At 34.8% G+C, this 11,309-nt stretch carries 8 protein-coding genes; 3 read left to right on the top strand and 5 right to left on the bottom strand.

Going from position 1 to position 11,309, the window contains the following annotated elements; translation table 11 throughout:
* Positions 1–12: 12 nt before the first annotated feature.
* The 4 genes from BT156_RS08595 to BT156_RS08580 all read right to left on the bottom strand — a co-directional run bounded on the left by BT156_RS08595 (position 13) and on the right by BT156_RS08580 (position 6,924).
* Positions 13–2,190, bottom strand: coding sequence for a TonB-dependent siderophore receptor (locus BT156_RS08595; protein WP_072409166.1), 2,178 nt, complete (start codon positions 2,188–2,190; stop codon positions 13–15).
* A gap of 149 nt (positions 2,191–2,339) precedes the next feature.
* Positions 2,340–5,411: a preprotein translocase subunit SecA gene (gene secA / locus BT156_RS08590; protein WP_072409164.1), complete on the bottom strand. Its 3,072-nt coding sequence runs from the start codon at positions 5,409–5,411 to the stop codon at positions 2,340–2,342.
* Between the two features lie 126 nt (positions 5,412–5,537).
* Positions 5,538–5,759, bottom strand: coding sequence for a DUF2795 domain-containing protein (locus BT156_RS08585; RefSeq protein ID WP_034756280.1), 222 nt, complete (start codon positions 5,757–5,759; stop codon positions 5,538–5,540).
* Between the two features lie 142 nt (positions 5,760–5,901).
* The gene (locus tag BT156_RS08580) at positions 5,902–6,924 is read right to left on the bottom strand and encodes a GDP-mannose 4,6-dehydratase (protein ID WP_072409162.1); all 1,023 of its coding nucleotides are present in this window, start codon (positions 6,922–6,924) and stop codon (positions 5,902–5,904) included.
* An 89-nt stretch (positions 6,925–7,013) separates the two neighbouring features.
* Here BT156_RS08580 and BT156_RS08575 point away from each other — a divergent pair, with 89 nt between their 5' ends.
* Together BT156_RS08575 and BT156_RS08570 are read left to right on the top strand one after the other, a co-directional pair.
* Positions 7,014–7,811 carry a DUF2797 domain-containing protein gene (locus tag BT156_RS08575; protein WP_072409160.1) on the top strand — a complete coding sequence of 266 codons (798 nt, stop codon included), beginning with the start codon at positions 7,014–7,016 and terminating at the stop codon, positions 7,809–7,811.
* A gap of 36 nt (positions 7,812–7,847) precedes the next feature.
* The gene (locus tag BT156_RS08570; protein ID WP_072409158.1) at positions 7,848–10,511 is read left to right on the top strand and encodes an AsmA family protein; all 2,664 of its coding nucleotides are present in this window, start codon (positions 7,848–7,850) and stop codon (positions 10,509–10,511) included.
* A gap of 17 nt (positions 10,512–10,528) precedes the next feature.
* Here the strand turns inward: BT156_RS08570 and BT156_RS08565 are convergent, their stop codons facing one another.
* The gene (locus BT156_RS08565; protein WP_072409156.1) at positions 10,529–10,879 is read right to left on the bottom strand and encodes a hypothetical protein; all 351 of its coding nucleotides are present in this window, start codon (positions 10,877–10,879) and stop codon (positions 10,529–10,531) included.
* 173 nt (positions 10,880–11,052) lie between these two features.
* Between BT156_RS08565 and BT156_RS08560 the strand changes: the two genes are divergently transcribed.
* Positions 11,053–11,247, top strand: a complete 195-nt coding sequence (locus tag BT156_RS08560; RefSeq protein ID WP_072409154.1) for a hypothetical protein — start codon at positions 11,053–11,055, stop codon at positions 11,245–11,247.
* Positions 11,248–11,309 lie beyond the last annotated feature (62 nt).

Raw genomic sequence — 11,309 nt, 5'->3', positions numbered from 1 at the left:
ATTTTTGTTTATTTAAAATTTGTATCCTATTGAAAGTCTCCAGTTTCTAGGAGCGTTGTAGATCCAGGCGTATGAACCGTCATCGTTTCTGTATCCACTATATAATTTTCTGTTTAGAACATTGTTTAAAATTAGATTGACATCGAATTTTTTAGCGGTATAAGAAATTCCAAAGTTCGTATCAAAGTAATCTTCAAGAGTCTGATCCTGCTTTGCTGAAGTTCCAAACCAAGATTGTCTTCCTCCCTGATATTGATATCCTGCAGAAATTCCAAATCCATTTAACATACCATTTTCAAATCTGTAGCTTAACCATGTATTTTGCACATTTTTAGCATTTCCCGGAGATTGTTGACCGATTCTTGCAGCATCATTGTCTTTTACCGTTTTTGCGTCTGTATAAGCATAGTTGATGACAACATTTAATCCTTTTACAATCTCTCCTTTAATATCAGCTTCAAAACCTCTTGCTCTTTGTTCTCCGGTTGCTACAGAAAATCCTGAAGTTGAATGTACTGGGTCAGCTGTAAAGATATTTTGTCTTGTGATCTCATAAATAGCAAAAGTTGAATTCCATTTACCGCCAAACCAATCTTTTTTAATCCCAACCTCTAAGTTCTGACCTTTGAAAGGAGTAGTAAGAGGTTCTCCTTTAGGATTAGTATCAGAATATTGTATTGCAGATTGTGGAACAAATGTTTTATCAAAAACTCCGTATGCCGAGAAATTTTCATTGAAAGAATAACTTACCCCAACTCTAGGTGTAAATTCTCCAGCAGTATCAGGTTTAACTTCACCTAGATTAGGATAGCCTGCATATGTTTTACCACTTGTATATCTTCCGGCTAATGTAAGACGCAGTTTATTATCGAACATTTCTATTTGATCCTGAGCGTAATAAGAAGTGTATTTTACTCCCTGGTCATTATAGAAAGGCGCTGCAGTGCTTAATGTGTAGAAACTATCAGCAGGAAGAGTAGACGGATCTACGCCATATTGAGGATTGTGAATATTAATTGGATAAATTGCAGTCTCTACTCCGTCTGCAATTTTTGAATATCCTGAAAAATCTGCGTTGTATTTTCTGTCTCCGTAATCAAAACCGGCAATTACTTTGTGAACAATATTTCCTGTTTTTAAGCTACCTCTTACATACGTTTGGAAAATGTGATTTTTCCCAACAGCCTGCCAGTTGCTTAATGTTCTGTTGAATATGTTGCTGTTATTTGTATCAAAACTTCCCCACCAAGAACCACCGTCGTAGTTCATATCCATGTAGGCATATTGGGTACTCCAAGTCCAGTCTTTGAATAATTTTTGATCTAATGTCAGGAATAAACTTTGATCTTTCACTTCAGTTTCCTTGAAGTTTTTGTCATTAAAGTTGGTATGAACATTTAATGATGCATATCCGTCCTTAGACATTAAATAGGCTCCTGGCTGAGAAAAGTTTAAGAACTGATAATTATATTGAGCCGTTAATGTCGTAGTTTTTGTTGGTCTGAAAGTTAAGGATGGAGCAACAATTATCTTTTTTGTTTTGTCATTTTCTACCCAAGACCCATTTGTGCTACCCATTAAGTTTAAACGGTAATCCAGCACTCCATTTTTTACAATGACGCCGTCTAGATCTGCTTCACCTCTGAAAAGATTATAACTTCCTGTTGTAAATCTTACAGAATTCTGAAATTTCCCTGTAGGTTTTTTAGTTACAATGTTATAGAAACCAGCCGGATCTCCCATTGAACCCATAAAACCTGCCGGACCTTTTACAAATTCTATTCTGTCGATAATTGAAGCATCAGGATTGATCGGACCCCAAGTTGAAGAAACGTTCATCCCGTTCATATAAGTTGCAATACTTGCTCCTCTCATGAATACGTTAGAATATACGTTATCCCAGTGTTCTACTTTTCTGGCTCCACTTACGTTTCTTACAATTCCTTCAGACATATTTAATGTAATCTGATCTGCTAATACTTGCGAACTGATTGATTGTACGTTCTGTGGAAGCTCCATAATTGGAGTCTGTAATCTTAAAGAACCTGAAACTTCATTCAGTTTATATTTTTGATAGTATTTTCCGTTGACTACAACTTCTTCAATATCTTTCGATTTTGTAGAATCCTTTTCCTGCGCATAAGTCAGCATTGAACTCAACAATGAGGCACAGATCAGTACATTTTTCATGAAAGTCTAATTTTCTGCAAATATATTGTTTTTAATTATTCTAAATAAATTATAAGATTGATATTTATCATACCTATATTATCCACTAAATAACAAAAAACCGCTCCAAGCAGTGCTGGAGCGGTTTTTATTCTATAATTAATTATTTCTTAAGCAGGAATTTCTCCTTTGTATAAGAATGAAATAATTTCTTTATTTAATTTATCAATCATTTCGCTGAATAAGTGGAAAGATTCTTGTTTGTAAATTACAAGCGGATCTTTTTGCTCATAAACAGCTCCCTGAGAAGATTTTCTTAGATCATCCATCTCACGAAGGTGAAGCTTCCAGTTTTCATCGATAATTGATAAAGTGATATTCTTTTCAAAATCGTTGATCAGACTTTCACATTGAGTATCATGAGCTTCTTTAAGATCAGCTACGATAGTCATTGTTTTGTGTCCGTCTGTGAAAGGAACCTGGATCATTTTAAACATTGAACCCTGATTTTGATACACATTCTCAATAATAGGGAATGATTTCTCTTTCAATAAGTTCAGTTTCATATTGTAATCTTCCTGAGCAGCTTTGAATAAGATATTCGTTAATTCAGGAACTTGTTTGTTGCCAAAATCACTTTCAGAAACAGGAGAAGCCATTGTGAAATGTTTGATTACTTCAAATTCAAAATCTTTATAACTTCCGTTTGCTTTTCCTTTCGTCACGATAGAATTAGCAACATCGAAAATCATGTTGGTGATATCGTATTTCAAGTGATCCCCGAATAAAGCGTTCTTTCTTCTTTTGTAGATTACGTCACGTTGTTTGTTCATTACGTCATCATACTCAAGAAGTCTCTTTCTTGTTCCGAAGTTATTTTCTTCTACTTTTTTCTGCGCTCTTTCGATAGATTTACTGATCATTGAATGCTGAATAACTTCACCATCTTTATGACCCATTCTGTCCATCATTTTAGCAATTCTTTCAGAACCGAACAGACGCATTAAGTTATCTTCAAGAGATACATAGAACTGAGAACTTCCCGGATCTCCCTGACGTCCCGCTCTACCTCTTAACTGTCTGTCAACACGTCTAGAATCGTGTCTTTCAGTACCGATAATGGCTAAACCTCCGGCTTCTTTTACTTCTTTCGTAAGTTTGATATCCGTACCACGACCTGCCATGTTGGTTGCAATCGTTACAACTCCAGGCTGTCCTGCTCCTGCAACGATTTCTGCTTCCTTCTTATGAAGTTTCGCGTTCAATACCTGGTGCGGGATTTTTCTTAACTGAAGGGCTTTTGAAAGCAACTGAGAAATTTCAACAGACGTTGTACCAACCAATACAGGTCTTCTTGCTGCTGTTAATTTTTCAATCTCTTCAATTACCGCGTTATATTTTTCTCTGTTAGTTTTGAAAACTAAATCCTGTTTGTCGTCTCTTAAAATAGAACGGTTTGTAGGAATTACCACAACATCTAATTTGTAGATTTCCCAAAGTTCTCCTGCTTCAGTTTCAGCAGTACCCGTCATTCCCGTAAGTTTGTTGTACATACGGAAGTAGTTTTGAAGCGTTACAGTTGCAAAAGTTTGCGTTGCAGCTTCAATTTTTACGTTTTCTTTAGCTTCAATCGCCTGGTGCAGACCGTCTGAATAACGACGTCCTTCCATGATACGACCTGTTTGCTCGTCAACGATTTTTACTTCACCGTCAATTACTACATACTCATCATCTTTTTCGAATAATGTATATGCTTTCAATAACTGACTCATTGTGTGTACACGCTCAGATTTTTCAGCAAAATCAGAGAATAGTTTTTCTTTAGCTTCGAATTCTTCTTCTTTCGTTAAATTTTTAGCTTCAACTTCAGCAATTTCAGTTCCGATATCCGGAAGAACGAAGAAGTTTTGATCGGAATTTCCTTGAGACATGTATTCAACACCTTTGTCTGTAAGGTCAACCTGATTGTTTTTCTCCTCGATCACGAAATAAAGATCTTTATCCACGATCGGCATATCACGGTTGTTATCCTGCATGTACTGAGCTTCTACTTTTTGAAGCAATGCTCTGTTTCCGCTTTCAGATAAGAACTTGATTAGCTGTCTGTTTTTAGGCAAACCTCTGTAAGACTGAAGTAATTTAAATCCTCCCTCCTTAGTATTTCCTGCAGCGATTAATTTTTTAGCTTCATTAAAAATTGCAGAAACGGTTTTCTTTTGAACTTCAACGATTCTGTCGATAGAAGGTTTAAGAACATCAAATTCCTGTCTGTCTCCCTGAGGAACCGGACCAGAAATGATCAATGGCGTTCTTGCGTCATCTACCAAAACAGAGTCAACCTCATCCACGATAGCAAAGTTTAATTCTCTTTGTACCAATTCTGAAGGTGAAGTTACCATGTTATCTCTCAAATAATCGAAACCGAATTCGTTATTTGTTCCATAAGTAATGTCTGAATTGTATGCTTTTCTTCTTCCGTCTGAGTTCGGCTGATGATTATCGATACAATCGATGCTCATTCCGTGGAACTGATATAATGGCCCCATCCAGGCGGAGTCTCTTTTTGCAAGATAATCATTCACCGTTACAACGTGAACCCCTCTTTCAGGAAGTGCATTTAAGTAAATAGGTAATGTTCCTACCAAAGTTTTACCCTCACCGGTTGCCATTTCGGCAATTTTACCGCTGTGAAGAATAACCCCTCCGATAAACTGAACATCATAGTGGACCATATCCCAGACTACAGGAGTTCCGGCTGCATCCCATGAGCTTTTCCAAACGGCTTGATCTCCCTGGATTTCAACGAAATCTTTAGTTGCAGCAAGTTCTCTGTCCATTTGAGTGGCAGCTACACGGATCTCTCCGTTTTCTGCCCATCTTCTTGCTGTTTCTTTTACTAATGCAAAAGCTTCAGGAAGAATCTGGCTAAGAACTTTCTCCTCGATTTCGTATGAATCTTTTTTGAGAGACTCAATTTGTGAGAAAAGAGCTTCTTTTTCATCAACATTGGTCGAATTTTTTATCTGCTCTTTAATCTGTTCTATCTGCGCTGTGATGTTACTTGTTGCTGTTTTTATTTTATTTTTAAATTCAGCAGTTTTCTCTCTTAAGCCATCATCAGACAATTGCTGAATATTTGGTTCAACAGCTTTGATTTTTGTTACAACTTTTTTTACTTCCTTTAGGTCCTGCGCTTTCTTGTCTCCCAAAAACCCTTTAAGAACTTTGTTTAAAAAACTCATAAATTTTTACTTTATGCCTAAAGCGATATGCTTTAAGCGTTTTACTAAATACGCTTACTGCGCAAAAATTGATATTATAAAAAGGGAAATAAGCTTTAAGCCTATTGCCTAAAGCTCATGCCTTATTTAATATTCGTCTTCGTTCCAAAGATAATCTTCGTCCGTAGGATAGTCCGGCCAGATCTCGTCGATGGCTTCATACATTTCTCCTTCGTCTTCAATAGCCTGAAGGTTTTCCGTTACTTCCATTGGTGCACCAGTTCTGATTGCATAATCAATAAGCTCAGCCTTTGTCATTGGCCAAGGTGCGTCACTTAGATATGAGGCTAATTCTAATGTCCAGTACATAATATTCTATTTTTTTTGCAAAAGTATAAAATTAGCTTATATTATACGCTTTTTTATACTTGATTTTCAATTCTTTTTATTAATTTTTTACTCATTGCACGTCACAGACTGTATTACAGCTATGTCAGCAACTTGTTCGATGTCATTTTCTCAAAAACCATTCCACAAATTTTTTTATGCCATTTTGGAAGTCTGTGGTTGGTTTATAATCGATTAATGTCTTCGCTTTTCCTATATCAGCATTGGTTTTTTGTACATCTCCGGGCTGCATTGGCAGAATTTTTTTGATGGCAGTTTTTCCGAGAGCCCGTTCAATTGTGGAAAGCATTTCAGTAAGATTAATTACCTGACTTTCCCCAAGATTGATGATCTCGTATACTTTTGAATGAGTTTCTAAATAGCCGATGGATTTAGTAATTCCGTCAATAATATCATCAACGTAAGTGTAATCTCTTGCTGTATTTCCATCGCCGTAGAAAGGGATTTCCTGGTCTTCAGAAATCAACTTTGTGAATTTATGTATGGCAAGATCGGGTCTTTGTCTGGGGCCGTAAACCGTAAAGAACCTTAACTGGATCATGTCAATATGATATAATTGATGATAAACATGACCTAAAATTTCTCCGCATTTTTTTGTTGCAGCATATGGTGAAATAGGATTGTCTACATTGTCTGTCTCTGCAAATGGAATTTTTTCATTATTACCATAAACGCTTGATGAAGAGGCACAAACGAATTTTTTAATATTGAATTCTTTACACAGTTCCCAAAGATTCATTGTGCCACGAACATTCACTTCTTCATATTCCAAAGGTCTTTCAATAGAAGGGCGAACTCCGGCAAGTGCGGCCAGATGAATGATCAGATCAATCTTATGATTTTTAAATATTTCTTCAAGACTGTTTTTATCCCGAATGTCCTGATAATATAAAATGTAATTATTTGATTTTGAAAGAGAAATTAAATTTTTAATATCAGTTTCTTTATCAGAAAAGGTAAATTCAGAATTTTTATTAATTGATTCTAAAGTATTTTTAATTTTTATCTGATAATTGTAGAAATTATCAAAATTGTCAATGTTTATGACAGAATGTCCTTCTTTCAATAATTTTTCAACCAAATGAGAACCAATAAATCCGCTTCCTCCTGTTACAAGATATATCATCAATGTTTTTTTATGAGTACAAAAATATAAATTTCCTTTGGGAAAAATATAATCATTAAATTTACTTAAAATAGTAATATAAAATTAATATGCAGTTTCAAGGGCAAATTTTAAAGATGACGAGTTACGATGCTCAGCCAATTCAGTATTATCTTAACCTTTCGGGTGATCTTATTCACATGAACGAATTGTTTGGAAAAGAATTGACGATAAAGCATACAGGGTTCCAATGTGTGAATTGTGGAAAAAATAAGCCTGTTTACAGAATGGGATTTTGCAAAAGCTGTTTTTTTGAAAGCCCTTATGCCAGTGATACAATCATTCGTCCGGAGCTTTCTACGGCACATCTTGGCGTTGGAGAACGTGATTTGGAAGTGGAAAAGCAAATTCAGCTTCAACCGCACACGGTATATTTGGCGTACACTGGAGATGTAAAAGTGGGGGTTACAAGGAGTTCGCAAATTCCTACAAGATGGATCGATCAGGGAGCAACTTTTGCTTTGCCGATTGCCAGAACAGAAAATCGTTACGAGGCTGGAATGATAGAAGTTGCTTTAAAAGATCATTTGCCGGATAAAACAAATTGGAGAAAAATGCTTCAGGATGATTTTGAAGGAGAAATAGATCTGGCTGATTTTCAACAAAAAATAAAGGAATGTTTTCCTGAAGATTTCCAAAAATTCTACAGCGAAGGTGAAAATGTGTGGAAATTTGATTATCCTTTTGAAAAACCTGAAAAAGTAACGTCATTCACTTTAGACAAAAAGCCTGAGTTTACAGGGAAATTACTTGGAATTAAAGGACAGTATTTAAGCTTCGAAGGCGGAGATTTTATTAATGTAAGAGGGCATGAAGGGTATGTTATAGAATTGGATGTTAAAAATTAGGCATATATTTAGATAGGGTTAAATTAAATCGTAAATATGAAAAAATGGGTTAAAAAGTTACTAATTGGCTTCGGGGTTTTGATGGTGATTTTCTTGCTGGGAAACTTCGGCTTAAATTTCTGGCTTAAAACCCAACTTCCTAATTTTATTAAAAAGAATACTGATTATAAAGTTTCCTATAAAACTTTAGATGTAGATCTCGGTACAGGAAATATCCTTTCAACCGGAATTACAGTAAACAGTAAAAACCCTCAAAATACCAATGTTATAGGTCTTCAGGGGACAATTGATACGTTAAAGATCAATCGTTTTGGAATTTACGATGCCATTTTTAATAAGCAAATAAGTTCATCCGATTTGTTGTTAGGAAGCCCTAATTTGAATATAATTCTCGCAAAACCGGCAAGTAAAAAAGGCGGCAAAAAAAAGAATCCGGTATTGTTTGAAAATATCAGGATTAATAACGGGACTATTAATGTTTTCAGAGATACAAAGCAAAAATTTTTATCTGTTCAAAAGCTTGATCTGTTTGTTGAAAATTTACAGATGACAGAAGAATCTGTAGAAAATAAATTACCTGTTGTTTTTGACAAATATCAAATCAAGGGAGAGAATTTTTTCTTCCGTCCGGATAATGTTTATGCTTTAAAAATCAGTAAAATAACTACAACGAATGGGCAGGTTTCTATTGAAAGATTTAGACTGATTCCGTTGTTGACGATTAATCAGCTTAAAAGATTTTATCCAAAAAAAGCGAAACTTTTTCAGTTTGATATTCAAAAAATGAATTTCAAGGATATTGTTTTAAAAAGCAATGTTGTTTCTCTTGCGAATGCTGATTTTCAGGATCCTAAACTTTTAGTTTATACGACCAATGCAGCTCCTGTTAAAGCCGTGAAACCTCTTAATTTTGAGCTTAATCTTGAAGGTTTAAAATTAAATAATGCGACCGTAAATGTTGTAAAACCTGATGGAAGCAATCTTTTATCTGCAAAAAACCTTAATTTAAATGTCAGTCAATTAAAGTTTAACAAGGATACAAGAGAAGAGGTAATTCCTGTCGGTTACAAGAGTTTTCAGTTCTCCGGAAAGGATATTTTATACTCAAATCATCAGAATTATGTTGTCGGAAGTATTGCCTTGAATCCTAAAAGCGGGGAGTTAAGAAATATTACCGTCACTCCAAATACATCAGATCCGGGGAGGCGATCGATGACTTTAAAAGCAAATCTTGCCGCGTTTAATATCAATAAGTTAGAATTTATAAATAAAAAATTAAATCTTGATATAAAAGACGTTCTGGTTGATAATGTAAACGGAATTATCAGCGCTGGAGAAAATAATATGAAAAAAGCGCCGAAAGAGAATAAAGTAAACTCAATTCTTATCCGGAAATTTTCCTTTAAAAATTCTAATATCACTTACGACAAAGGAAATGAGCCACTTATTTTTAATGACCTGAATGCAACGATCAACGATATTGAAATTAAGTCTAAACCCAATAATCAAGGGCATACTTTTAAAGCAAAAGATTATTTTCTGACGACCAAGAATTTTGCCTACAAAACAAGGTTCTACAACATGAGTGTAGGACTTTTAAAATTAAATAAAAACAAAGTCCAGATCAGTAATTTCGCGATGAAGCCTCTCATTTCGAGAGCTCAGTTTATCAAAATGATACCTGTTGAAAGAGATTTGTATGATTTGAAGGCAAACCAAATAACAGCCGAAGGAAATTGGGACTTATTTTCACAAAATAAATTCATTAATGCTTCAAATGTTGTGATTCAATCTGCGGATGCCAATATTTTCAGAAGTAAAATCCCGAATGATGATCCGAAAGAAAAACCTTTGTATTCCAGACTGTTGCGTTCTATTAAGATTCCGCTTTACGTTAATAATTTAGATCTGAAAAATTCCATTTTAGTATATGAAGAAGATACCCCGGAAAGTGCCGGGCCAGGAAAATTAACATTCGCTAATTTTAATATGAATGTTAAAAATTTAAACTCAGCCAAAACAAAAGGAAAACCCACCAAAGTTGATATTAAAATCAACTGCTCGTTTATGAATCTTGCTCCGCTGTCTGTCAATTGGGGGTTTGATGTTGCTAATCAGAGCGATGTTTTCACGATTTCGGGCAGAGCTGCCAATCTTCCTGCTAATGGAATTAATCCGTTTATCAAACCGTATCTTCATGTGATGGCGACTCAAGGAACAATTCAGGAAATGCTTTTTAATTTTAAAGGAAATCCGAAAGGGTTGAACGGAACTTTTAATTTGAAACATAAAGACTTGAAAATCGCGGTTTTAAATAAAGATAACCAGCAGAAAAAAGGAATTTTAACAGCAATTGCCAATCTTGTTGTGCGTTCAGATTCCGGAAATCTTCCTCAGTCTGTAGATGTGAAAGATGTTGAAAGAGATCCTACAAAATCGTTCTTTAATCTCTTCTGGAAAGGGATTGAACAGGGTTTGAAGAAAACTTTGATAGGAATAAACGTTGATAAAACAGAAAAGAAAGTGAAAAATGCAGTCGCTTCTGTAAAGGAAATGAAAAAATCTGTCAAAGAATTAAAACAGGAAATAAAAGGCTCCGGAACTAAAAAAGAAGAGTCAAAACCCGCTGAAGAGAAGAAGGAAAAGAAAGGATTTCTAAAGAATGTCTTTAAGAAAAAAGAAAAACCCGAAACAGAATAATTTCGGGTTGTATATATTTAAAAATTAAATTCCTCGCTTTCCTGAACCGGAATATCTCTCAAAAATTCATCAAACTTCTCTCCGGTATAATTGCTGTCTGCTCCGTAAGAATCTATAATCATTCCTCGGTTTCCGGCAGCGTCTTTTAAAACGTATAAAACGGCATTGTCGTCAGGATTGCTGTCGCCCTCAAAACGGTATGTCTTTAAGATGGTTAAATCGGCAGGTTGATAGTTTTGTTCAGAATTATCAAGCTTCATTTCACAACTGTCATTCATCCTGAATTCACGGTGTATGCCTCTCTCAGAAAGCTTTGTCATCACTTGGCTTAAAGTCGTCATTTGATCCATGTTGTCTGCGTTTTCCATAATACTATTTTTCTTTGTTAGTACAATAATTAAACCATTAATTTACGAAAAGAGGAAGACTGAGGAATTATATTTTGCTTAAAAAAGAAGTGTAATGTTAACAAAATTTATAATTGAAAAAAATAAAATAGGTACACTTTTTGCAATATCGTCATTAATAAATCGGACAAAATATGAAAAAAGAAGTCGGAGTTTTACTAGCAGGAGGTGTTGGGCTTTTGGCAGTATTAAGTTTTATAGGGATAAAAAAAGTATTAGATAAAAAAAATAAAAAATACAGTGATTCTTACTCAGACCATCACAGACACTTTGATGCTAAAGATCATGAGGATGAGTATCACGGAGTAGAATTTTACGCATTGAAGTAGTAAAAATATATAAATTATGTTTTTGATATCCAACGCTTTTTTAAGTGTTGGTTTTTTTTGTG

Origin of the sequence: Chryseobacterium limigenitum (genome assembly GCF_900114875.1) — a bacterium.
GTDB lineage: Bacteria > Bacteroidota > Bacteroidia > Flavobacteriales > Weeksellaceae > Chryseobacterium > Chryseobacterium limigenitum.
Note: the sequence above shows the minus strand (reverse complement) of the source record. Positions and strands in the feature narration are given on the sequence as shown.

Excerpts from the sequence above, each read along its gene's own strand:
- BT156_RS08595 (WP_072409166.1), bottom strand. The coding sequence starts at position 2,190 with ATGAAAAATGTACTGATCTGTGCCTCATTGTTGAGTTCAATGCTGACT.
- secA (WP_072409164.1), bottom strand. The coding sequence starts at position 5,411 with ATGAGTTTTTTAAACAAAGTTCTTAAAGGGTTTTTGGGAGACAAGAAA.
- BT156_RS08585 (WP_034756280.1), bottom strand. The coding sequence starts at position 5,759 with ATGTACTGGACATTAGAATTAGCCTCATATCTAAGTGACGCACCTTGG.
- BT156_RS08580 (WP_072409162.1), bottom strand. The coding sequence starts at position 6,924 with ATGATATATCTTGTAACAGGAGGAAGCGGATTTATTGGTTCTCATTTG.
- BT156_RS08575 (WP_072409160.1), top strand. The coding sequence starts at position 7,014 with ATGCAGTTTCAAGGGCAAATTTTAAAGATGACGAGTTACGATGCTCAG.
- BT156_RS08570 (WP_072409158.1), top strand. The coding sequence starts at position 7,848 with ATGAAAAAATGGGTTAAAAAGTTACTAATTGGCTTCGGGGTTTTGATG.
- BT156_RS08565 (WP_072409156.1), bottom strand. The coding sequence starts at position 10,879 with ATGGAAAACGCAGACAACATGGATCAAATGACGACTTTAAGCCAAGTG.
- BT156_RS08560 (WP_072409154.1), top strand. The coding sequence starts at position 11,053 with ATGAAAAAAGAAGTCGGAGTTTTACTAGCAGGAGGTGTTGGGCTTTTG.